The following is a 23,932-nucleotide window of genomic DNA, read 5'->3' as shown; positions in this document are numbered from 1 at the left end:
TCAAATCACCGTCCCGACGGGCAGGGTTATCGTGCCAGCCAGCCGCCGTCGACCGCCAGGATATGCCCCTGGACATACTTCGCCGCCGCCGACGACAGGAACACCGCCGCACCACCAAGATCGGAGGCGTCGCCCCAAGCGCCAGCGGGAATCCGGTCCATGATCGACTTGTTGCGCACCTCGTCGGCCTGCAGCGCCGCCGTATTGTTGGTCGCGATGTAGCCGGGTGCGATCGCGTTGACGTTGATGCCCTTGGCCGCCCATTCGTTTGCGAGCAGCTTGGTCAGCCCGCCGATCCCGGACTTCGATGCGGTGTAGCTCGGCACGCGGATGCCACCCTGGAAGGTGAGCATCGAGGCGATGTTGACGATCTTGCCGGAGCCCCCTTCCGTTTCGATGCGCGCGATCATGTGGCGGCCGGCGGCCTGGCACAGGAAGAACACAGACTTCAGGTTGGTGTCGATCACCGCATCCCAATCGGCTTCGGTGAAGTCGACGGCATCGGCGCGGCGGATGATGCCGGCGTTGTTGATCAGGATGTCGAGCCCGCCAAGCTTGGCGACCGTCTCGTCGACGACGCGCTGGACGGGTTCGATCGTCGAGAGGTCGGCCGAGACGATCTCGGCCTTGCGCCCAAGTGCACGGATCTGCGCAACGGTGTCCTCGGCGGGCGTGCGGCCGACGCATGCGACGTCCGCGCCGGCGGTCGCGAGCGCGACGGCGATGGCCTGGCCAATGCCGGTGTTCGCGCCGGTGACGATGGCGACCTTGCCGGTCAGGTCAAAGGGGTTTGTCATGCTTTCTCTCTCGTTCCCCTCCCGCTTGCGGGAGGGGTTAGGGGAGGGGAAATGCGGACCAACGCTCGTGGACACGCCCTCCCCCGACCCCTCCCGTGAACGGGAGGGGAGAAGATTTACGCGAGCTGGCAGATATCCAGGACGTTCATGTCGGTATAATCCTGGTTCTCGCCGGCCATCGCCCAGATGAAGGCGTAGGCCTTGGTGCCCGAGCCCATGTGGATCGACCAAGGCGGGCTGATCACCGCTTCCTCGTTCGCCATGACGATGTGGCGGGTCGCCTCGCCTTCGCCCATGTAGTGGAACACGCGATCCTTCTCGAGATCGTCGAGTTCGAAGTAGAAATAGATCTCGCTGCGACGCTCATGAATGTGCGGCGGCATCGTGTTCCAGACCGAGCCCGGCTTCAGGACGGTAAGGCCCATGACGAGCTGCGCGCTGTCGCAGATGCCGGGGATGACCATCTGGTAGATCGTCCGCTCGTTCGACTCCTCGAGGCTGCCGCGCTCCAGCGTCGTCGCATCGCCGACCGAGATGACGCGGGTCGTGAACGCCTTGTGCGCGGGGCACGATGCCAGATAGAAGCGCGCGCCGTCGCCGGAGAACTGGACGTCCTTCGCGCCCATCGTCACGTACAGGCAATCCTTGTTGCCGAGCGTGAACGTCTCGCCGTCGACCGTGACGGTGCCGGTGACCTTGCCGACATTGACGACCGCAAGCTCACGACGCTCCAGGAACGGATGCCCTGCTGCCGACGCCGGTTCAGCCTGGTCGGGCAGCTTCACCGATCCGCTCGCGACGGCGACGCCGCCGATCACGAAGCGCTCTGCGTGCGTGTAATTCAGCACGCATTCGCCGTCGCGGAACAGGTCTTGGATCAGATAGCGGTCGCGCAGTTCGTCGTTGGAGACGCACTCCATCATGTCGGGGTGCGTGGCGTAATAGGTGCGATCGTACATAAAGGCTCCGGTCAGGCCGCTTTTGCGACGGAAGAGGGTTCGTCGATACGGTAGGCGCGGCGGACGAGGCCGTTGGTCAGCTCGTGTGCGAGATCGGCAGCTTCCCAGTCGGCGAGACGGTGTTCCGCCACCAGCCGTGCGAGGAACCCGCAGTCGATCCGCCGCGCGACATCGTGCCGCGCCGGGATCGAGAGAAACGCGCGCGTATCGTCGTTGAAGCCGACGGTGTTGTAGAAGCCCGCGGTCTCGGTCGTCATCTCGCGGAACCGGCGCATCCCCTCGGGACTGTCGTGGAACCACCAGGACGGCCCGAGCTTGAGGCACGGATAATGCCCCGCCAGCGGTGCCAGCTCGCGCGCGTAGGAACTTTCGTCGAGCGTGAAGAGGATGATCGACAGCCGCGTGCTGGTTCCGAACCGGTCGAGCAGCGGCTTCAGCGCATGGACGTAATCGGTCCGCGTCGGGATATCAGCGCCCTTGTCGCGGCCATGGCTCGCGAAGAGGCCCGCATTGTGGTTGCGCGACGATCCCGGATGGATCTGCATCACCATGCCGTCCTCGACCGACATCGCCGCCATCTCGGTCAACATCTGCGCACGGAAGAGCTCCGCGTCGGCCGGCGTCCAAGCGCCCCGCGTCACCTTGGCGAACAGTGCTTCGGCCTCGACCGCAGAGAGGTTCGCGGTCGCTGCGGTCGGGTGGCCGTGATCGGTCGCGGTGGCACCCGCCGCGCGGAAATCGGCGCGGCGCTTGCGGTGCGCGGAAAGATAGCCCTTCCAGCCGTACACGTCTTCACCGGTCAGTTCGGCAAAGCGTGCCATCGCCGGCTTGAACGCCTCATGCTCGACGTCGATCACGCCATCGGGGCGATAGGTGGTGACGACGCGCCCGTTCCAGCCCGACTGGCGGATACGCTTGTGCGCGGCAAGGTCGTCATGCGCGCCTTCGGTGGTCGCCAGGAACTCGATCCCGAACCGATCGAACAGCGCGCGGGGGCGGAAGGCCTCCGACGCGAGCTTCTCGCCGATCAGGTCGAAATACCGGTCCGCGGTCGATGGCTCCAGCGCGACGTCGATCCCGAACACGTCCGAAAAGACATGATCCAGCCACAGCCGCGACGGCGTACCGCGAAACAGCGTGTAGTGATCGGCGAACACGCGCCACGCCGCACGCGGATCGGTCGCCGGAACGCCGTCGATCCGCGGGGTCGCCAGCGCATCCAGATCGACGCCCTGGCTGTACAGCATCCGGTACAGATAATGGTCGGGCGCCAGTAGCAACGTCGTCGCGTCGGTCCAGTGTGCATTCTCGGCGAACCAGATCGGATCGGTATGGCCGTGCGGACTGACGATCGGGAGCCCCGCGACTTCGGCGTAGAGCGCCCGCGCGATGTCGCGCGTCACCGGGTCGGCGGGAAGCAGGCGATCGGGATGCAGTTCCAACGCACGGGCCATTCCACTCTCCCACTTCCCAAGGTTCGAACCGCTTTTGTGCGGCCTGTCGACCATCTGGTAACCGGTGTCAGTTTTCGACGCAACCGCAAAGAGGTGGTGCGATCATGCCGCGTCGGGCTCCGCCGGCGGTGCCACCGAACCACGTCGGATCAGCGTCGACAGGAACAAGGACGGCTCCTCGACGAGATCGCTACCATCGTCGACGCCGGCGATCAGCTTCAACGCGGCGGACCGTGCCATCGAGGCGATCGGCCAGCGCACCGTCGTCAAGGGCGGCCAGACATGCGCGGCGATCGGCGTATCGTCGAAGCCGACGATCGACAGATCGTGCGGGATATCGAGACCACGCTGGCGGGCGGCGTGAATGATGCCCGCGGCCATCTCGTCGTTGGACGAGAAGATCGCAGTCGGCCTCGGCATCAGGTCGAGCAGGCGCTCGGCCGCGGCCAGCCCCGACTCGAACGTGTAGTTCCCATCCGCGATCATGCTGCGGGGCAGCGCGATCCCAGCCGCGGCCAAGGCGTCCTCGAACCCGAGACGCCGTTCGCGTGCCGACCGGAAGCCGTGCGGCCCCGCGACTAGGCCGATCCGTCTATGTCCTTGCGCGATCAGATATTCCGTGGCGATCCGCACCGCCTCCCGGTCGTTCGACGCGACCATGTGATCGTTGTCGTCGATCACGGCCGAGCCCATCCGCACGTAGCGACAGCCGATCGCATCGCAGAGCGCCGCCACCGAGTCGTTCTCGCTCACCGGCGGCATCAACAGCACCCCGAACAGCCTTTGGCGTTCCAGGAAGTGTCGCAGATCATCGAGCATCGTCGCCGAGCCGCGATCGAGCGGACGGACGACCATCTCGAATTCGGTTCCGTGAAGCGCCTCGAGCATGCCCTGCTGCACGTTCAGCACGGTCTGTGCATTGGGATTGTCGTGCACCAGCCCGATCAGGAAATTCCGCCTGAGCGCCAGCGCGCGTGCCTGCGGGTTGGGAATATAGCCGAGTTCGCCGATCACATCCTCGACTCGCTTGCGCGTATCGTCGTTGAGCAATGGCGATCGGTTGATCACCCGGCTCACCGTCTTCTTCGAGACGCCGGCGATCCGCGCCACGTCGTTGATCGTAGGCTGACCGGTTTTCTGCATTGGCTCGGCATAGCCGCGAGACATCGGATCGACCAGTCTCACCGTCGGCAAACCCTGTCCTTGCAATAAAAAGGACGGCTGCTTGTCAATGACACCGGTTTCCCATACGCTCGGGACAAAGCAGATTAACGCTATTACAGGAGGGGTTCTTGGCGGCACAGCCCGACACGACCGACAATATCCGGCATATCGCCCGTACTTTCGTCGATGCACGGCGTAACGGCGTCGCCGTTCCGGAATTTCCGGGCGCCGTGCCGGCTACGTTAAGCGAAGGCTATGCGGTGCAGGACGCCGCGCTTCTCCTGGCCGATGGCATCGTCGCGGGGTGGAAGGTCGGGCGCATCAACCCGCCACTCGACAGCGTCGACCGCCTCACCGGCCCGATCTTCGCCGATCAGATCGTCACGCCAACGGATGATCCAGCGGCGGGCGATCCAGTGGCGATGCCGGTGTTTGCGGACGGGTTCGCCGCGGCGGAGGCTGAGTTCCTCCTGCGGATCGGCACCGCGCCTGATCCCGCCAAGGCGCACTATACGATGGCCGAGGCACGCGCGATGGTCGACGCGGTCCATGTCGGGATCGAGATCGCTAGTTCGCCCTTCCCCGGCATCAACGCGCTGGGTCCTACCGTCACGGTGTCCGATTTCGGTAACAACAACGGGCTAGTGATCGGCGCGGATGCTGCGGGATGGCGCGATGGCGATATCAACGGCTGGCCGGTCGAGCTCTGGATCAACGACGCCTTGATCGGGGCCGCGACGAGTGCGACGATGCTCGACGGGCCATTTGGTGCGGTTCGGTATCTGCTCGAGCATATGGCCGCGCGTGGGATCGCGTTGTCATCCGGGCAGTGGGTCTCGACCGGCGCCGTTACCGGTGTCCATCCGGTCGCGATAGGCGACCGGGTCGAGGCGCGCTTTGACGGACGGTTCGCCGTCCATTGCACCATCAAGGCCCGCTAGAGGCTGCTTTTAGGAGAGAGTCCAGTGGCAACGATGGACATGCCGGGAGGCGCGGCAGGCGCGAATGGGGCCGGAGCAAATGGAACGAACGTCAATGGCATCGGCGGCAATATCGGCCGGTATCGCTGGCTGATCTGCAGCCTGTTGTTTGCCGCGACTGCGATAAACTATGTCGATCGCCAGATGATCGGCGTGTTGAAGCCGACGATTTCTGCCGAACTCGGCTGGAACGAGACGACTTATGCCGACGTGATCTTCTGGTTCCAGGCGGCCTATGCGATCGGCTATCTGAGTTTTGGCCGGATCGTCGACGTGCTTGGGGCGCGGATCGGCTATTCGGTGGCATTCGTGATCTGGACGCTCGGGCATACGCTGTGCGGGTTTGCTGGCAACGCGTTCCAGTTCTCGGCGGCACGCGTCGTGCTCGGCCTTGGCGAGGCAGGCAATTTCCCAGCTGGCATCAAGGCCGTCTCCGAATGGTTCCCCGCCAAGGAGCGCGCGTTTGCGACCGGCGTGTTCAACGCGGGCGCGAACATCGGCGCGGTGATCACGCCGCTGATCGTGCCGATCATCACGATCGCATTCGGCTGGCGGATGGCGTTCATCATCACCGGCGCGATCAGCCTGATCTGGCTCGTCGCGTGGATTGCGATCTATCGCCGTCCGCGCGAGGTGGCGAAGCTGTCGCCTGCTGAGCTCGCGCATATCGAGAGCGATCCGGCGGATCCTGCCAAGAAGATCGGCTGGCTCAAGCTGCTCGGCTACCGCGAGACCTGGGCGTATGCGCTGGGCAAGTTCCTGATCGATCCGATCTGGTGGCTGTTCCTGTTCTGGACGCCTGATTTCCTCGCCAAGACCTATCATCTCGATCTCAAGAGCTTCGGCCCGCCGCTCGTCGCGATCTACCTTCTCTCCGATGTTGGCAGCGTTGCGGGCGGCTGGTCGTCCTCGAAGCTGATGAAGCGCGGCCACTCCGCCAATTTCGCGCGGAAGATCACGATGCTGGCGTGCGCGTTCCTCGTTATGCCGATCTTCTTTGCGCAATATGTCGACAATCTCTGGCTCGCGGTCGGGATCGTCGGGCTGGCGACGGCCGCGCACCAGGCGTTTTCAGCGAACCTGTACACGATCCCGTCGGACATGTTCCCGCGTGGCGCGGTCGGGTCGGTGGTCGGGATCGGCGGGACGGTCGGCGCGATCGGCGGCATGATGATGGCCAAGTTCACCGGCTACGTCCTGCAGACAACGGGGAGCTACACGCTGATCTTCGCGGTCGCCGGCAGCACGTATCTGATCGCGATCACCGTCGTGCACCTGCTGTCGCCACGCCTGGCGCGGGTGGACGCGGGCTAGGCCTTCCCTTCCTTGTTCTCCCGTGAAGGCGGGAGCCCAGTCTGGGCTCTCGCCTTCGCGGGAGAACAAGCTTCTGACGACGAACATTTGGCCAAATCGCTCAATGCCGATTGGCCCCAGGGAGAGAGCAGTGAAGCGTTTCACCACGGCATCCGTCCTAGCGCTGGCCGTTGCGAGCATCCCTCCGGCGCAAGCGCAGGATGCGACCGGGCTCCTCTTCCGCGCCTCCGCCGACAAAAGCCTCACCGCCGACTACGCCACCGGCGACCCCGTCCCCAATTTCCGCAGCGGCGTCGATATCACCCCGGACGGTGCGATCGGCGGCGCAGCGCGCTGGGCGGACGACGGGTACGTTGCCTGGAAAGCCCCCGGCAACATTCGCGCCGACCGTGGCACGCTCACCTTCTTCTGGCGGGCCCGCACACCCGTCGGGGAAGCCCCGTTCGTGATCTTCCGCACCGGGTTCGCCGACCATTCGAGCTGGGACATGGCGTTCCTGCGGGTCGACTGGAACGGCCACGGCTTCGACGCCTTCGTCACCGACGCCAACCTCTCGCGCATCCGCGTTTCGTGGACGATCCCACAAGCGCCAGCCGCTGATGCATGGTCACACATCGCCTTCGCCTGGGACGAAACCGTGGGCGTCCAACTCTTCGTCGACGGCAAGCTGGTCGCTCGGAAAGACCAGAAGGCGGACCTCGACAGCGGTCTCGACCAGTTCGGCCTAGCCGGCCGCGTGATGTCCCCGCACCAGGTCCAGAGCCGCTACAATTTCATGCGCGGATCGGACCTCGACGAGATCCGCGTCTATGACCACATGCTCGCCGATACCGACGTCGCATCGCTCGCGGAAAAACGCGAACCGTCCCCCGCCTCCGCGACCGACCCGACCGCCAGACGCGCTGCATGGCTCCACCGCTACGGCTGGGACAAGTCCACGCCACCGGTGCTCGACACCCCCGTCACCCGAGTCCGAAAAGTCGAGTTCGCCGACGCTAAGGACCTGAAGCAATGGATGTGGAAAGGCGTCGACGGGATCGCCGAGACGACCTGGCCCGGCGTCTACAACCGCTCCCGCCTGCCTGGCCGCGACGATTATTTCGAGCTGCCCGACTGGAACACCTATGTCGAAGGCGGCAAGCGCTACGACCTGACGATCCCCCCTGGCGAGCACGTCAATCGCGTCGAGATCCGCGGCGCCGCATACGGCAGGCTCGACTGGAGCAACGCCGGCAAGACCGTCCAGATCGCCACCCGCCCGCAAGGCGTAGTCCGCAGCGTCGACCGGTTCGCCTCGCGCACCGGCGGCACGTTGAGCTTCACCAACATGATGCAGGAGCAGCCGATCCAGGAAATCTGGGCCTATGACATCGGCGCGGGCGCGGAACCCGTCGGCAGCTTCAAGCTCTCCTATACCGTCGACGCAGCTGCATCGCCGAACCTCGCAGCACTCGCGCCCCTGAACGCCTACATCACCGGCCGGTTCGCCCCCGACGAGCGCAGCACCGTCGTCGCGATGCCTTCCGCCGGCCTGAAGGCGGCCGTCGGCGCCGGCACCGGCGGCGCATCCGGCGCCCCGGTCCGCCGCACGGACGCCGCCCCGATAGTCCACATCCTGATCCCAGCGAGCTTCGGCGACGCGCTCCCGGATCGCCCCCTCGCCCGCGCCTTCGATTACGGCTGGCAGAACCTCAACGACGGCCTCGACGGCATCGCGATCGACATCCCCGCACTGAAGGCTAGGCCCAACGCCGCCGGCCTGATTGCGCTCAACATCCGCGTGAAGGACCCGATCTGGCCCGGCCGCGACATGATCGACCTTTCCGTCTCGGTCCGTCCGAACGAAGCCCGCACGCTGTGGCTCGACTTGCGCGACCGCATCCTGCCGAACGACAGCCTCTATCTTACGATCGCCAGCGCCGCCCCGGACTTCGACGCCACCGCGCTGAACAGCGCCAAGATCCGCCTCGTCTTCAAACCCCGCGCTGCCGCGCTGCCCGAGCACATTGCCGACCGCATGGCGCAGGTGAAAGACAATTGGGGCTTTCTCGTCGAGGAACACACCGCGTCGAAGCGCGCTGGCCTCTACCAGCGCCTCTTCGCCGACATCTCCGACCTGCTCCGCGTCGATCCCGGCAACACGCGCGCCCGCGCCTATTGGGCCGACATCAATTATCGCCCTGAGAACCTGCCACCCTTCGTCCAGCCCGTCGCTCCCGCCGGTGTCCCGCTCTGGGCCTTCCGCCAACTCGAAGACCTCAAGCTCGTCCGCCAGTTCGTCATGTGGTGGATCGACGAGCGCCAAGTCCCCTATGGCGATTTCGGCGGTGGCCTGTCTGACGATACCGACCTGACGCAGCAATGGCCCGGGTTGGCGCTGATGGGTGTCGAGCCTGACAAGATCAACGCTTCGCTCCGGGCGTTGTCGGACGCGGTCTACAAGAACGGCATGATCGTGAACGGTCTCGGCTACATCACCGCCGACGAACTGCACGCGTACGAGGAGGGCCTGAACAGCAACGCCGAACGCCTGTACCTCAACTGGGGCGAACCCAAGGCGGTCGAGCGCCTGATGGACAACACGCGCGCCCTCCAGACCGTCATCCTCAGGAACCCCGCCGGCCATATGCACTTCGCCAGCAACTGGTATGGCGGGCGGAAAATGTACCGCGAGGGCGCATGGGAATGGCAGAAACCCTATGCCTTCACCGTCATGCACGGCCCGATGCTGGTCGGCCTCTACAATGCCAACCCGCTCGCGCGCGGCCTCGTCACCGGCGTGATCGACGGCTGGATGGCGCACGGCAAGCAAGGCCCGGATGGCAGCTGGAGCTATCCCAACGAGATCAACTGGCGCACCGATGCCGAGCGTACCGGCGACGGCGGCGGGATCACCACGTCGCTACAGGCGACTTGGGCCGCATGGCGCTACACCGGCGATGCGAAATACCTTCGCCCGATCGAAGCGCGGCTCGCCAAGGCCGGTCCGGGCGCGCTGGCCGAGTTCAACGAGAACGCGTTCGACGCGCTTCCGGGTGGCGCGACGGCCCGCACGAAACTCGCGGCGAGCAAATCCGAGGACCCGTTCGCCCGCTACACCGCCTGGACCGCGACCGGCGACACTGCGCCGTTGGAAGCGCTTCACGCCGACGCGATCGCCGACAAGTCGCAGCATATGGACATGTACACCGAGGGCCATTGGTGGAGCGACCGCGTCGACCAGCCGAGCGAGATCCTGCAACGCGAACGCCTCGGCGGCATCGCACTCCGCCGCAACCAGAGCTGGCCCGGCAACACCGTGAGTTGGCGCTTCGCCGAACCGGGCGCGGCCGAGCGCGTCGCGATCCTGCTGCCGGGCGCGACGCCGACGAAGTTCCGCGTAATCTCCTACAACGCAAGCGACCACGCCCAGCAAGCGACGATGTCGACCTGGACCGTCACCGCAGGCCGCTGGTCGATGCAGGCTTCGAGCAGCACCGACGGCGGCAAGACGCTCGCGCCGATCGGGGCTGCGCGGACCATGACACTCGAACGCAGCGCAAGCACCGGCGTCTCCTTCGCACCCGGGACGACGGTACTCGACTTCGCCTTAGTCGAGCCCGGCCCGCCAGTGGATGAGCGCGCCGACCTCGGCATCGGCACGGACGACGTAGTCGTGAAGGGCCGGAGCGTAAGGGTCACCGTCCACAGCCTCGGCGCGAAGGACGCGAAAGGCGGCCGCGCGGAACTGGTCGACGCGGCGGGCAGGCTCGTCGCCACTGCGAGCATTTCCCCGCTAGCCGCCCCGCTCGATCTTCGGCCGAAGACGGCGATCGTGAAGCTGTCGATCCCATCCGGCGTCGATCTCTCGACGCTGACCGTTCAAGTCGCACTCGCCGGAGACGAACCGGAAATTACCCAAGCCAACAACCGCGTCCCGCTCCGATGATGAACCCGCGCACTCCAGTAATTCTTACACCCCCTCCCCAGTCCGTTCGTGCTGAGCGAAGTCGAAGCACCTTTTCTTGGGGCACACCCTTCGACTTCGCTCAGGGCGAACGGAGGTATGGGGAATGACTCCGGACCGCAGAAGCGTACTCGTTGGACTGGGAGCATCGGCCTTCCTTGCTACGAACGTGCGTGCCCAACCCACCCCGTCCCTGCGCCAAGCCCTCGACGAGGCCGCCGCGACCCACCCAGACGAAGCACTCCGCGTGCTAGCCGCCTTCGACGCGAGCATCCTACAACCCGGTGACCGCCTAGACCTGACCACCTCCCGTGCCGGCCTCAAGATCGACGCCGCTATCGCCCGGTCCGCCTTCGGCCGCATCGGACGCGGCCCTTACCGCGTCACACCGACGACCGGCGCCTGGAAGGCCCCGCGTCCGGATGCAGCGAAGATCGACGCAGACACCGCTGCGATCCTCGCCGACGCCGAAGCCGGCATCATCCTTCCTCGCCTGTCTCTCGACCGCACAGTCGATGCGCTTCGATCCGCCTCCACGAACCCCGCGATCGACCGACAGATCGCCGCGCTCGAAAGTCTGCGTGACACCGCCCCTTCCGCCCCCGGCGTCGGACGGTTCCGGGGCGGCGCGGACTGGTACGCGCTGCAACTCCAACGCTCGCTCGGCACCATGACTCTGGCCTATGCCGAACGCCGACTCTTCAGCGAACTGAACCGCCTTCACGCCCGCGCAACGCACCTGTTCGACCAAATCGGCGCGCCGAACGGCACGGTCGCAGAACGCTACGCCGAACTCTGGCGAGACGAGCACTTCCTTTACCCGGACACCGACGCGGGCCGGACCGAAGCCATTACCGACATGAACCGCATGCTCGCCACGGCGCGAACCCATATCCCGGCAGCATTCGGTACACTCGCTCCCTGGTGTCTGAACACCAGCGCGCGCGCGCTCTCGCCACAAGAGATCGCTGCCGGCCGCGGTGGCTACCGCGAGGTCCCGACGCCAGCCCACCCCGGCGCCTATGTCGTCGACCTGAAAGACATCCGCCGCCGCCCCCGCTGGACGCTGCCCAGCGTCGTCGCGCACGAACTGCTACCCGGCCACATGATCCAGCTCGGTCTGGAAGGCGCCACCCCGCCGCATCCGCTCCGCATCGAATACGCTTCGGCGTTCGTCGAAGGTTGGGGCATCTACGCCGAGCAGCTCGCCGAACAGGCCGGCGCCTATACCGATCCACACGACGCGCTTGGCCACATCCACTGGCTCCTGTTTCGCGTCGCCCGCGCACTCGTCGATCTCGGCATCCACCTCCACGGCTGGTCGATCGAACAGGCCGGCGAGCGCCTCGTCGAATGGCAGGGCGAACCCGCATATTTCGCGCCGTTCGATGTCGAACTCGCGCGCATCCCGCTCGAACCAGCCACGCGTGTCGCCGAGGCGATGGCGTGGCTCACGATCGCCGATACCGCGCGCGGTAAACCTCCGGTCGCGTATCACACCGCGCTGCTCGTCCACGGTCGCCAGCGCACCGATGACATCCGAAAGGTCCGATCATGACTTTCACGCGACGCGATGCCTTCACCACGCTCGGCGCAGCCGGCGCGTTGCTCGTCCCCGGCGAGGCGCCTGCCCGTACCGCAGCAAAGACTACGCCCGCCGCCCCCGATTGGCGTCGCGGTCTGGATAACCAGCGGATCGCCGATCTGGGCGACGGCCGTTTCCTCAATCCAGTGATGGCCGGCGATCGGCCCGATCCTGCGATCCTCAAGGACGGGTCGGACTATTACATGACCTTCTCCAGTTTCGATTCCTATCCGGGGCTCGTCATCTGGCACTCGCGCGATCTGGTGAACTGGCAACCGGTGGGCCCAGCCCTCACGCGCAACATCGGATCCGTCTGGGCGGTCAGCCTCGAGAAGCATGACGGCCGCTATTTCCTCTACATTCCCGTGAAAGCCGAACCGAATTCGATCTGGGTGATCCACGCTGACCGCATCGAGGGCCCGTGGAGCGATCCCGTCGATTTCGGCCTGCACAAGCATATCGACCCGTGCCACGTCGTCGGCGAGGACGGCAGTCGCTGGCTCTTCCTGTCGGGCGGGGACCGCATCCGCCTCGCCGCCGACGGCCTGTCGACGGTCGGCGCGGTCGAGCACGTCTATGATCCGTGGCGCTATCCCGAGGACTGGATCGTCGAGGGGTTCTCGCCGGAGGGGCCCAAGATCGTTCGCCACGGCGGCTGGTTCTACCTCATTACCGCGGTTGGCGGCACCGCCGGCCCGCCGACAGGCCATATGGTGATCGCAGCGCGCTCCCGTTCGATCCATGGGCCGTGGCAGGATTGCCCCGCCAACCCGATCGTCCGCACCACCAACACCGCCGAACGCTGGTGGTCGCGGGGTCACGCCTCGCTGGTCGAAGGGCCGGCAGGCGACTGGTGGGCACTCTATCACGGGTTCGAGAACGGCTATTGGACGCTCGGCCGCCAGACGCTGCTCGATCCCGTGGAGTGGACCGCCGATGGCTGGTTCCGGATGAAGGGCGGCGATCTGTCGAAGCCGCTTGCGAAACCGAAAGGCGGCACCGCAGTCCCGCATGGCCAGATACTCTCGGACAATTTCGAGACCCTCGCGCTCGGGACGAAATGGAGCTTCTTCCGCCCCCGCCCCGACGAGGCGAAACGCGCGTCTGTCTCCGGCAACACCCTGGCGCTCGCCGCCAGCGGTAGTGCGCCCGTCGACTCCTCCCCGCTCCTGCTGATCGCCGGCGACACGCGCTACCAATTCGAATGCGACGTCGCGATCGATCCCGACACCACCGCCGGGTTGATCCTGTTCTACGACGACAAGCTCTATTGCGGGCTCGGCTTCGACGGCGACCGGTTCGTCACGCACCAATATGGCGCCGAACGTGGCCGTCCCACGAACCCGCACGGCCGTTCGATGCGGATCCGCGTGACCAACGATCGCCATATCGTCACGTACGACACCAGCGGCGATGGCGGCCGGACCTGGCATCGGTTCGATCGCGGGATGGAGGTGTCGGGCTACCACCACAATGTCCGTGGCGGTTTCCTGATGCTGCGACCCGGACTGTACGCAGCCGGAAAAGGTGCAGCGCGCTTCCGAAATTTCCGGTTCTCTGCTATCTGATACTGGATACTCGCCGGTCCTTTGGATCGCGCGCCTGCGTGCCTGCCGCGCGTCCAAATCCTCGGGGAGTCCGGTTTGCAGATTGTGACCTTGTGCCTGTTCCTGTTGCTCGCCGTCGTGGTGAGCGGCATCGTCTCGCGCATGCTGCCCTCGGCGTTGCCCCGGCCGCTGGTACAGATCGCGCTCGGCGCCTTGATCGGCATGGTCGCGCACGTCCGGGTCGAGCTGGATCCCGAACTCTTCTTCCTGCTGCTCGTCCCGCCCCTCCTGTTCCTGGACGGTTGGAGGATCCCGAAGGACGAACTCTTCCGCGATCGTGGCGCCGTGTTGGGGCTCGCGCTCGGCCTCGTTTTCCTCACCGTCCTTGGCATGGGCCTCTTCATTCATTGGCTGATCCCGGCGATGCCGCTGGGGGTCGCGTTCGCGCTCGCAGCCGTGGTGTCGCCGACCGATCCTATCGCGGTATCGGCGGTCGCGCAGAACGCGCCGATCCCGAAGCGGATGATGCATATCCTCGAAGGCGAAGCGTTGCTGAACGATGCGTCGGGCCTAGTCTGCGTCCGCTTTGCGATCGCCGCCGTACTGACCGGCACCTTCTCGTTCGCCGATGCCGCCGCGACCTTCGCGTGGATGGCGATTGCGGGCGTCGCGATCGGCGTCGGTGTCGCGCTCGGCATCGTCGCGACCAAGAGTGCGTTCGCGCGGCGGTTCGGTGACGAAGCCGGATCGAATATCCTCGTCAGCCTGCTGATCCCGTTCGCCGCCTATCTGCTGGCCGAGCACATCCACGCGTCGGGCGTGCTCGCCGCCGCCGCCGCGGGGATCGCGATGAGCTTTACCGATGCCACGACCGCGGTCGCGGCGGGAACGCGTATCCGCCGTCGAGCGGTCTGGGACATGCTGCAGTTCACGCTGAACGGCGTGATCTTCGTGCTGCTCGGCGAACAATTGCCCGAAGTGTTCGTCCGTGCGCGCGATACCGTGACGTCGACGGGGCATGTCAGCCCGTGGTGGCTTGCGGTCTATGTCGTCGCGGTCGTCGCCGGTCTGGCGATCCTGCGCTATGGCTGGGTGTGGGTGTCGCTCCAGTTCACGCTGCTCCGCGCGCGACGTCGCAATGACCCCGCCGCCGGTGAGAGCCCGCCACGCCGGATCATCGCCGCGATGTCTTGCGCCGGCGCGCGGGGCGCGATCACGCTGGCGGGCGCGCTGACGTTGCCATTGAGCATGGCCGACGGGACACCGTTCCCGGCGCGCGACCTGGTCATCTTCCTGGCGTCAGGCGTCATCCTGTCGTCGCTCGTGATCGCTGCGGTCGGGTTGCCGTTGCTTCTGCGCGGACTGAGCCTGCCGCCCGAAACGGGCGTCGGCGCGGCGCGAGACCAAGCCAAGCTGGTTGCGGCTAACGCGGCGATCGCCGAGCTCGACCGCGTCCAGCACCGAATGGCCGAGGGACGCGACGATCCCGACCGCTTCACCGATATCGCCGCACGCCTGATGGACCAGTATCGCGAACGGATCGACAGCCTCTCGACCCAGCCGGAAGATCGTTCACTGCACGGCGATGGCGTGATCGAACGCGACATGCGCCTCGCCGCGGTCCGTGCCGAACGCAACGCAATCTTCGACCTGGCGCGCCGCCGTGAGATCGGCGTCGAACTGGCGGAGCAATTGGGACGCGAACTCGACTTGGCCGATGCCCGACTGTCACGTCAGGTACTGCACTGAAGGCCGGCGTTGAGCGCCCCGCTTGTCCGTGTGACTGAAACCGGCGGGGCGCTGAAGGTTACGCGATACTAGGCGATGCCTCTGACGCGCGCTATGCCGCTTTAACATGAATCTAGTATGAACGAGGTGCCCTGCCCGTCCGTGCGACACTCTCGTATCCGGGCAGGGCACCGAGGACGCGGCGGCCGTTCGGCCGCGCATCGCTGACGACAAGCTAGCAGGAGATGCCGGGGTGAGAAGCACGGCCCACCACGTCTGCGCCTCGCCTTGTCCGAAATCGAGGTACCTCGCGGCGTCCGTCCGCCCGTGACCTGTCTTCAGCGCCGTGTCGCTGTGCCTTGGGGCAGTTTGACCTTGCGGAGTGACGCAATCATCGCGCGGGCACCCGGCGGCGCCACCTGTACGAAAAGCTCGAAGAGATCGGTGTCGGTCAGCGCATCGGCATCGACACCGATCGGCAACGCAATCGCCTGACGGCTCCGGGCACCCGGCTGTGCTTCCAGGACGATCGTCCGCCATGTCATGCCGACCGGCGGCTGCCCGACCACGTCGTCGAACTCCCCGGCGACCATGTTCCTCAGTCGCAATCGTCGGTCGAGGTTCTTGTCGAACCACGCCTCGTCTCCAGCGGTCGCGATCTGGGCTGCCATTGCCTTCTGGTTCTTCACGCGTCTTCGACTCCTGCGCATCCGGGACGAGACAGGTGTTGCCAGATTGCCGCAGATGCAACCGCTCAATAATTCAGGGGCCAACTCGCTGTTGATAATAACTATCAGAAACATTAGCGGGGCGCCATAACGTAAAGGGTATCACATGACACATCGTCTCGGCATCGCTTTCCTGCTGGGTTCCGCCGCTCTCGCAATCGCGCCTGGCTATGCGCAGACCGCGCAAAACGATGACGAATCGGGAGTCATCGTGGTCAACGCACAGCAGGCGCGCACTCAGGCGTCGTCGGGCACCAAGACCGATACCCCGCTCGCCGAGACGCCCCAGTCGATTACCGTCATCACCGCTGATGACATTGCAGGCCGCAGCTTGCAGAACCTCAACCAAGCGCTTCGCTTTGTCGCAGGTGTGACGCCCGAAACGCGCGGGTCGAGCGGCGAAGTCTATGACCAGTTCAAGCTGCGCGGCTTCGACGCGCCCGTGTATCTCGACGGCTTGAAGCAGTTCGGCAGCCCGTCGGGCTATGCCGTGCCACAGGTCGACGTCTCACGCCTCGACCGGATCGAGGTCATCAAGGGACCCGCATCGGTATTGTATGGCCAGTCGAGCCCCGGTGGCCTCGTCGCGGAATCGAGCAAGCTCCCGCTCGACCAAGCACTCTATGGCGCGATCAGCGGCACCTACGGCAATTACGATCTCTACCGCGTCGATGCCGACATCGGTGGGCGAGCGGGCGAAGGCGTTCTCTGGCGGATCAACGGCAGCGCGAATGGCGCCGACACGCAGCAGAAGTTCGGCAAGCGCGAACGCCAGACGATCTCGGGCGCCGTGACGGCAGGCGCGGGCAGTTCGACCAGCTTCACCCTGCTCGGCGCCTATTCGCATGATCCGTACAACGGAGACTACGGCGTGTTTCCGGCCAGCGGAACGCTACTCGCCAACCCCAACGGCAAGCTGCCGACCAGCTTCGACGGAGGCGAGGCCGGCAACCGCTTCAGCCGTGAGCAGGCGGCACTCACCTACATCTTCCGTCATGATTTCGGTGGCGGCTGGGCGCTCCGCTCGTCAGGTCGCTATCAATATGTGAAGTCGGCGCTCGGGCTCATCTATACCGCAGGCGGCCTCGACACGACCGACCCGACGCAGCAGACTTTCAGCCGTGCGTCCTACGCGACCCGCGAACAGCTCAACAACTGGACGTTCGACAACCAGCTCTCCGGCACCGTCCAGACCGGCCCGATCAAGCACACGCTCCTGTTCGGTGTAGACCGCCAGGTCGCGCATTCGCGCGAGCTTGCCGCGTTCGGCGTCGCGCCACCCCTTAACGGCTTTGCCCCGGTCTACGGTACGGTGACGGTCCCGACGACCCCGGAACAGATCGGCGGTCAGTTCGCGATCGATGTGCAGCAGCGTCAGCAGGGCGTCTACGCACAGGACCAGATGGCGATCGGCGACCTTCGCGTGGTCTTGAGCGGCCGGCAGGATTGGGCGCGTGCGCATCAGGACGGGCGTGACGCCAAGCACGACGAGAAGTTCACGTATCGCGCAGCCGCACTTTATACGCTGCCGTTCGGTCTTGCGCCGTACGTCAGCTATTCGACGTCGTTCGAGCAGCAGGCGAGTCCGATCACGCAGAGCAACGGCCAGCCGGGGCTGGCAGACCCATCGCTCGGCAAGCAGATCGAGGCCGGTGCGAAGTTCAGCATTCCGGGAACGCAGATCCTGCTGTCCGGTGCATGGTTCCGTATCGACCAGACCAACGTCCTGACGTCGACACCCAATTTCAGCGTTTCGCGGCAGACCGGCGGCGTTCGTTCGCAAGGTGTCGAGTTCGAGGGGAGTGCTCCCCTGCCCTACGGCTTCAACGCGCGCGTCGCGTTCAGCCGGCAGCGCGTCAAGGTTACCAGCGATGCCGATGCGCCGGCACGCGTCGGTCGCGGGCTCGAAACCGTCGGGCGTGGTGGCACGTCCGCCTATCTCGATTGGACGCCACGTAGCGGTAGCCTCGAAGGGCTGATGATCGGCGGTGCGGTCCGGCATGTCGACGAGGTCTATGCAGGCGTCACGCCTATGGAGATTGTAGGCCGCAACAGCCCATCCTACACAGTCTATGATGCACTGATCCGCTACGACCTGGAGAAGTTCGCCCCATCGCTGCGGGGCCTCAGCCTCGCCGTCAACGGAGCCAATATCTTCGACAAGAAGTATCTGACGTCGTGCTTCGCCAACTATAACTGGTGCTGGTACGGCAACCGCCGGACCGTGCAGGCGACGATCGGCTATCGTTTCTGAGTTGACGGCCTTGCCGCGATCGATGCCGCTCCACGGTATCGATCGCGGTCGCACCGGCTGTTTTCAGGATCAGGCGACGTGAGCGCTCGCTCGCATTATGCAGGTCCGATGATGCCGATCCTCTACAGCTTCCGACGGTGCCCGTACGCGATGCGCGCGCGTCTCGCGATCGCGGCGGCCGATCGTCAGGTCGAACTGCGTGAGATCGTCTTGCGGGACAAGCCGGCGGCAATGCTCGACGCGTCGCCCAAGGGAACCGTGCCGGTGCTGGTGCTGCCGGACGGGACGGTGATCGACCAGAGCCTTGACATCATGCGCTGGGCCTGCGCGCGTTCGCCCGACGCCGAGTGGCCAACCGATAACGACGCTGGATTGATCGCGACGAACGACGGCGCCTTCAAACACCATCTCGACCGCTACAAATATGCCGATCGCTACGACGTCGACCCGATCGAGCACCGCGATGCGGCTACCGTGCTGCTCCGCGATCTGGACGAGAGGTTGCGTGCTAGCGGCAGTCTCGGCACCAGCCCGCAGTCGATGACCGATCTCGCGATCATGCCGTTCGTCCGTCAGTTCGCACAGACCGACCGATCCTATTTCGACGGACTGCCGTTCGAGCGGCTACACGCGTGGCTGGCGATCCACCTCGCATCGGCGTTGTTCGCTCAGGTCATGATACGCCCGGCGCCTTGGCAGCCGGGCGATCCTCCGATGATATTCCCGACAACCACGGACGTACAGTAGGAGGCCCCGGCAAGACCGAGGCCCCCTTCCCGCCTCAGAAGCCGACGCTGATCGTCCCGAACACCTGGCGGGGTGCGACCGGAAACTGGTTGAACGTCCCGCTCGCCGCGCCGATGCTGAGCGTCGATGCCGCACGCTTGTTGGTGATGTTGGTGACGTTCATGCTGACCGTCGCCGTCTTGACGATCTCCCCTTCCGACAGCGGTACGCGCGCGGCAATGCGGCCGGACAGCGTGAAGTAGGACGGCACCGACAGGTCGTTGGTATAGGTCGCGAACCGCTTGCCGATATAGTCGCCGACGAGCTGCGCATCGAAGATGCCGTAATTGGCCGAGGCGGTGAACTTGTTGAGCCAGTCGGGGCTACCCGGTACCTTCTTGCCCGCGGTCGCGACGGTGCTGGTTCCGCTGATGTAGTTCTCCTCGTAGCGTGAGTTGTTGTACGAGAGCGCATCGTAGAACGAGAAGTGCGAGCCAAACCGGAACGTGCCCGCGATGTCGAACCCGTCGGTCTTCACCGCACCGACGTTCTGCAGGATGGCGGCACCGCTGACGACCGCAGTCACCACCGGGTTCGGGCTGATCCCAAGCAGGCGGTTGCTGAAGTCGACGTGATAGACGCTGATCTGGCCATCGAAGCCGGTCAGCGGGCCGAGGTTCAGCGCATGATGCGAACGCAGCCCCGCCTCGTAGGTCCAGCTCGTCTCGGGCTCGACGTCCTGCTTGAACAGGTCGAACGCCGCCTGGCTGCCGAGTGCGAACGGCGACAATCCGGCGGCGGCGCTCGTCTGGAACTGGCGAATGTTCTTCTGGACGTTGACGAATACCTGTTCATTGTCGGTCGCATCCCACAGCGCACCAAGCTGTGGCAGGAAGTATTTGTGCGTGTCGATCTTGCCGACCGGCAGTGCGACCGAGCCGGTGAACGAGCCCGGGATCGGCTGCGTCGGCACGCGCTGTGACGCGTTCTGGAAGGTACTCTTGACGCCGCCCTGGATCGTGAGCGTCGGCAAGACCTTCCAGCTGTCCTGGATATGCGCCTGGTATTCGTCGACGCGGACTTCGCTGTGATATTGCGTGATCAGCGGGGTCAGTTCCTCGCGCGGGCGCTGGTACGGCGTGCTCGGATCGTTGACCGGGAACGGATACCAGCGGCGATAGGCGGAAGAGCTCTGATGCTCGTACCAGGCGCCGAACTCGACATGATGCGCGCCGAGATCGAGCGCGACGGTGGAGACGAGGCCACCGCGGTCGATCCGATATTCTGTCGTGCGCGTCGCGAGGCCCGAGCCGCCGAACACCTGGGTTAGGTTCTGGCCCGGATAGTAGAACGAGAACAGCTTGGGCAGACCGGCGACGTCGATCGGACCGCCGATGACGCCGACACCGTCATTGTGATGGTAATAGGCCTGGTTTGAGAAGGTGACCTTGTCGCTGACGTTCCAGTCGTATTTGACGTAGCCGAGATAGTCGGTGCGCGCCGCGACGCCGTAGTAATTGCGGTAGTTCGACCCGTCCGCCTTGTACGCGCCGGAGTTGAGATAGGTCAGCATTGCGTTGAAATCGGGATAGACGAACGGGCGGACATACGGCGCGGTGGCTTGCGTCGTGGTCGTGATGACTGTCGAATCCTCGTTCGGCTCGGTCTTGTCTGAGAACGCGCCATAGAGCGTCAGCTTGCCGTTGCTGTCATCGTGGACGAACTTGGCATTGGCCTGATAGCCGCCCTGGATACCGTTGAAATCCCAGGCCTTCGCCTTCTGCCGCGAGCCCGAGATGTAGAACGCGTTGCCGTTGCCCAGGTCGCCGCTGTCGATCCGCGCGAACAGTCGCGAAGTCGAATGGCTGCCGAGCGTCTGGTCGACCTGAACCCCGAGCTCCTTCCTGGGAGCGCTCGAAAAGGTATCGATCGTACCGCCGAGGTTGCTGGTCGATGCGGTGCCGAGATCGCCCGCGCCGCTGGCCAGCGTGACGCGCGAGACGTTCTCCGAGATGATGGCACGTTGCGGCGACAAGCCGTTGTAATTGCCGTAATTCTGATCGCCGAGCGGCAGGCCGTCGAGCGTGTAGCCAAGTTGCTGCGCGTTGAAGCCGTGGACGAACAGCGAGATGTTCTGCTCGTTGTTGCCCCATGGATCAGCGGTGAGGAAAGTGACGCCCGGCAATGTCTGGAGCGCCTTCAACGGGCTGACGCCGGGGAGGATCTTCTGCATGTCGACGCCGCTGACCTGAGTCACCGATCGCGTGTTCGCGCCGGTGACGACGATCGTATCATCCTGCCCGGCGGGCGGGGTTGCTGGATCGGCGGGATCGGCCACTGGAGCAGGCGAACCCGGCTCCGCGTCCTTGGCAACCAGCGACTGCGCCGTTGCGGTGACTGGCACGCCGACCACGACAAAACCGATAGCGCCGCACAACAGCCGCGCGGCCGTACGAGAAAACATCGTCATTCTTGAAAACCCCTAGCGAGATCGATCGATCGTCACTCCCGGGGCTGCGCCTATTGGCACGGCGAGACAGTCGGATGACCGTTACGCTACAGATTTAATATGGTGCGGTGCAGCGTTCCGAAAGACCGCCGCACCGCTGTCCGCCTTATTTCGTCGTCGCCGTCAGGCCGCGGTCTTCCAGCATCGGGCCGATATCCGGATCCTTGCCGTAGAACGCCTTGAACATCGGACCGTAATCCTCGGTATGGCCCTTCGACAGGATCATGTCGCGGAAGCGCTGGCCGTTCGCGCGCGTCAGCCCGCCATGCGCCATGAACCACGCATACGCATCGTTATCGAGCATCTGCGTCCACAGATACGCGTAGTAGCCGGCCGCATAACCACCCGCCCAGATGTGCGCGAAATAGCTCGTGCGATAGCGCGGCGGGACGTCCTTCGTGTCGAGGCCCATCGAGTTCAGCGCCTTGGTCTCGAACGCATCGACGTCCTGCGGCCCGGCCGACGCTGGCAGCGAATGCCAGTCCTGATCGAGCGTCGCAGCGGCAACCAGTTCGCCAAGCTCATAGCCTTGGTTGAACTTCGCCGCGTTCTTGATCTTCGTGACGAGCGCCTGCGGCATCACCGCACCGGTGCGGTAATCCTTGGCATAGTTCGCGAAGACCTTGGGATCGAGCGCCCAATGCTCGTTGAACTGCGACGGGAACTCGACCCAGTCGCGTGCGGTGTTGGTGCCCGACACCAGCGGATAGGTCTGGTTCGCGAACAACCCGTGCAGCGCATGGCCGAATTCGTGGAACATCGTCGTGACGTCGTCGAACGTGATCAGCGCAGGCTGGCCCGGCGCGGGCTTGGTGAAGTTGCCGACGTTATACACGACGGGTTTCGTCTTCAGCAGCTTCGACTGGCCGACGAAGTTCGACATCCACGCGCCGCCCGCCTTGTTGTCGCGCTTCCAGTAATCGAAATACATCAAGCCAAGTTCGGAGCCGTCCTTGTCGAACACCGTGAAGACGCGGATGTCCGGCTGGTAGGTCGGGATGTCGCGGCGTTCCTTGAAGGTGACGCCGTAGAGCTGGTTGGCGGCGAAGAATACGCCGTCCGTCAACACGCGGCTGATCTCGAAATACGGCTTCAGCTCGTTCTGGTCGAGATCGTACTTGGCTTTGCGCACCTTGTCCGAATAGAAATCCCAGTCCGACGGCGCGAGCGGGAACGAGGCGCCGGTCGCGTCGATCGTCTTCTGCAACTCGGCCGCTTCGCGACGCTGTTCCGCGGCGGTGGCGGGCACGAGTTGCGTCATGAAGCCCTTCGCCGCCGCCGGGGTCTTCGCCATCTGGTCGTACAGCGAATAGGCGGCATAGTTCGGGTAGCCGAGCAACTGTGCCTTCTGCGCGCGCAACTGCGCGATCGTCCGGATCAGCGCGCGCGTATCGTTGGCGTCGCCACGTTGCGACCGGTTCCAGCTCTTCTCGAACAGCGCCGCGCGGGTCGCCCGATCGCTGAGTGAGGCGAGCGCGGGCTGCTGCGTCGTGTTCTGGAGCGACAGCACGTACTTGCCGGGCATCCCCCGCTCCTTGGCGCCTTCCGCGCCTGCGGCAATCTCGGCATCGCTCAACCCGGCGAGCTTGGCCTTGTCGTCGACCACCAGCGCACCCGCCTTGGTGCCGGCGAGCAGCTTCTGCTGGAAGTCGGTCGTCGCGGTCGAGATTTGCGTGTTGAGCAACCGCAGCTTGGCCTTGTCGGTATCGTTCAGCTGCGCGCCGGCGTGGAGGAAATCGCTGTGGTAGATCTCCAGAACCTGTTTCTGCTCGGTATCGAGACCGAGCGAGTCCTTCTTCGCGTACAGCGCCTGGACGCGCGCGAAGAGCTTCGGGTCGAGATAGATCGCGTCGCTATGCTGCGCGAGCTTGGGCGCCTCGGCGGACCGTACCGCGTCGAGTGCATCGTTGGTGTTCGCCTGCGACACGCCGAAGAACGCCTGGCTCGCGCGATCGAGCGTCCGACCCGAGCGCTCCATCGCCTCGATCGTGTTTGCGAAGGTCGGCGTTGCCGCGTTGTTCGCGATCGCCTTCATCTCCGCGATCTGCTCCGCCATGCCCTGTTCGAGCGCGGGCTGATAATCGGCGTCGGTGATCTGGTCGAAGCGCGGCGCCTGGAACGGCAGCGTGCTGGGCACTGTCAGCGGATTGACGCGCGACGGTTTGGCAATCGGTCTGGAGGGGGTTTGCGCGGAGGCGGCGCTGGCGATGCAACAGAGAAGAGCAGCGGAACGAAGCAGGC

The 23,932-nt window shown here is 65.0% G+C and carries 15 protein-coding genes; 8 read left to right on the top strand and 7 right to left on the bottom strand.

What is annotated here, in order from left to right; all coding sequences use genetic code 11:
- Positions 1 to 26: 26 nt before the first annotated feature.
- The 4 genes from kduD to IFR23_RS08455 form a co-directional block, all read right to left on the bottom strand.
- Positions 27 to 797 carry a 2-dehydro-3-deoxy-D-gluconate 5-dehydrogenase KduD gene (kduD, locus tag IFR23_RS08470; protein ID WP_192975495.1) on the bottom strand — a complete coding sequence of 257 codons (771 nt, stop codon included), beginning with the start codon at positions 795 to 797 and terminating at the stop codon, positions 27 to 29.
- 116 nt (positions 798 to 913) lie between these two features.
- A complete protein-coding gene (gene kduI, locus IFR23_RS08465) occupies positions 914 to 1,756 on the bottom strand; it encodes a 5-dehydro-4-deoxy-D-glucuronate isomerase (protein ID WP_176499843.1) in 843 nt (280 codons plus the stop codon).
- Between the two features lie 11 nt (positions 1,757 to 1,767).
- The gene (gene uxaC, locus IFR23_RS08460) at positions 1,768 to 3,210 is read right to left on the bottom strand and encodes a glucuronate isomerase (protein WP_192975494.1); all 1,443 of its coding nucleotides are present in this window, start codon (positions 3,208 to 3,210) and stop codon (positions 1,768 to 1,770) included.
- 102 nt (positions 3,211 to 3,312) lie between these two features.
- Positions 3,313 to 4,353, bottom strand: a complete 1,041-nt coding sequence (locus IFR23_RS08455; RefSeq protein ID WP_107962615.1) for a LacI family DNA-binding transcriptional regulator — start codon at positions 4,351 to 4,353, stop codon at positions 3,313 to 3,315.
- A 149-nt stretch (positions 4,354 to 4,502) separates the two neighbouring features.
- Between IFR23_RS08455 and IFR23_RS08450 the strand changes: the two genes are divergently transcribed.
- The 6 genes from IFR23_RS08450 to IFR23_RS08425 all read left to right on the top strand — a co-directional run bounded on the left by IFR23_RS08450 (position 4,503) and on the right by IFR23_RS08425 (position 15,495).
- Positions 4,503 to 5,315, top strand: coding sequence for a 2-keto-4-pentenoate hydratase (locus IFR23_RS08450; RefSeq protein ID WP_192975493.1), 813 nt, complete (start codon positions 4,503 to 4,505; stop codon positions 5,313 to 5,315).
- Positions 5,316 to 5,348: 33 nt separating this feature from the next.
- A complete protein-coding gene (locus IFR23_RS08445) occupies positions 5,349 to 6,668 on the top strand; it encodes an MFS transporter (RefSeq protein ID WP_244655562.1) in 1,320 nt (439 codons plus the stop codon).
- Between the two features lie 130 nt (positions 6,669 to 6,798).
- Positions 6,799 to 10,596: a LamG-like jellyroll fold domain-containing protein gene (locus IFR23_RS08440; RefSeq protein WP_342344903.1), complete on the top strand. Its 3,798-nt coding sequence runs from the start codon at positions 6,799 to 6,801 to the stop codon at positions 10,594 to 10,596.
- Between the two features lie 187 nt (positions 10,597 to 10,783).
- On the top strand, positions 10,784 to 12,172 hold the full coding sequence (locus IFR23_RS08435) for a DUF885 family protein (RefSeq protein ID WP_192975491.1): 1,389 nt from the start codon (positions 10,784 to 10,786) through the stop codon (positions 12,170 to 12,172).
- Entirely contained in the window at positions 12,169 to 13,767 is a 1,599-nt protein-coding gene (locus IFR23_RS08430) for a family 43 glycosylhydrolase (protein WP_192975490.1), read from the top strand. The genes IFR23_RS08435 and IFR23_RS08430 overlap by 4 nt, the downstream gene beginning before the upstream one ends.
- A gap of 75 nt (positions 13,768 to 13,842) precedes the next feature.
- Positions 13,843 to 15,495 carry a Na+/H+ antiporter gene (locus IFR23_RS08425; protein WP_192975489.1) on the top strand — a complete coding sequence of 551 codons (1,653 nt, stop codon included), beginning with the start codon at positions 13,843 to 13,845 and terminating at the stop codon, positions 15,493 to 15,495.
- A 317-nt stretch (positions 15,496 to 15,812) separates the two neighbouring features.
- Here the strand turns inward: IFR23_RS08425 and IFR23_RS08420 are convergent, their stop codons facing one another.
- Positions 15,813 to 16,163, bottom strand: coding sequence for a hypothetical protein (locus IFR23_RS08420; protein ID WP_192975488.1), 351 nt, complete (start codon positions 16,161 to 16,163; stop codon positions 15,813 to 15,815).
- 145 nt (positions 16,164 to 16,308) lie between these two features.
- Between IFR23_RS08420 and IFR23_RS08415 the strand changes: the two genes are divergently transcribed.
- Both IFR23_RS08415 and IFR23_RS08410 read left to right on the top strand, forming a co-directional pair.
- Entirely contained in the window at positions 16,309 to 18,456 is a 2,148-nt protein-coding gene (locus IFR23_RS08415; protein WP_192975487.1) for a TonB-dependent siderophore receptor, read from the top strand.
- Positions 18,457 to 18,534: 78 nt separating this feature from the next.
- Positions 18,535 to 19,203 (top strand): glutathione S-transferase, encoded by a 669-nt coding sequence (locus IFR23_RS08410; protein ID WP_342344902.1) that lies wholly within the window; start codon positions 18,535 to 18,537, stop codon positions 19,201 to 19,203.
- Between the two features lie 34 nt (positions 19,204 to 19,237).
- On the opposite strand, the gene IFR23_RS08405 is transcribed toward IFR23_RS08410, so the two are convergent.
- Positions 19,238 to 21,652 carry a TonB-dependent receptor gene (locus IFR23_RS08405; RefSeq protein WP_244655533.1) on the bottom strand — a complete coding sequence of 805 codons (2,415 nt, stop codon included), beginning with the start codon at positions 21,650 to 21,652 and terminating at the stop codon, positions 19,238 to 19,240.
- 145 nt (positions 21,653 to 21,797) lie between these two features.
- Positions 21,798 to 23,828 (bottom strand): M3 family metallopeptidase, encoded by a 2,031-nt coding sequence (locus IFR23_RS08400; protein WP_342344901.1) that lies wholly within the window; start codon positions 23,826 to 23,828, stop codon positions 21,798 to 21,800.
- Positions 23,829 to 23,932: the final 104 nt, after the last annotated feature.

It is taken from the genome of Sphingomonas sp. CFBP 13603 (genome assembly GCF_014892665.1).
Lineage (GTDB): Bacteria > Pseudomonadota > Alphaproteobacteria > Sphingomonadales > Sphingomonadaceae > Sphingomonas.
Note: the sequence above shows the minus strand (reverse complement) of the source record. Positions and strands in the feature narration are given on the sequence as shown.

Coding starts and splice junctions, on each gene's coding strand:
- IFR23_RS08455 (WP_107962615.1), bottom strand. CDS start 4,353: ATGCAGAAAACCGGTCAGCCTACGATCAACGACGTGGCGCGGATCGCC.
- uxaC (WP_192975494.1), bottom strand. CDS start 3,210: ATGGCCCGTGCGTTGGAACTGCATCCCGATCGCCTGCTTCCCGCCGAC.
- IFR23_RS08405 (WP_244655533.1), bottom strand. CDS start 21,652: ATGACGATGTTTTCTCGTACGGCCGCGCGGCTGTTGTGCGGCGCTATC.
- kduI (WP_176499843.1), bottom strand. CDS start 1,756: ATGTACGATCGCACCTATTACGCCACGCACCCCGACATGATGGAGTGC.
- IFR23_RS08445 (WP_244655562.1), top strand. CDS start 5,349: ATGGACATGCCGGGAGGCGCGGCAGGCGCGAATGGGGCCGGAGCAAAT.
- kduD (WP_192975495.1), bottom strand. CDS start 797: ATGACAAACCCCTTTGACCTGACCGGCAAGGTCGCCATCGTCACCGGC.
- IFR23_RS08430 (WP_192975490.1), top strand. CDS start 12,169: ATGACTTTCACGCGACGCGATGCCTTCACCACGCTCGGCGCAGCCGGC.
- IFR23_RS08415 (WP_192975487.1), top strand. CDS start 16,309: ATGACACATCGTCTCGGCATCGCTTTCCTGCTGGGTTCCGCCGCTCTC.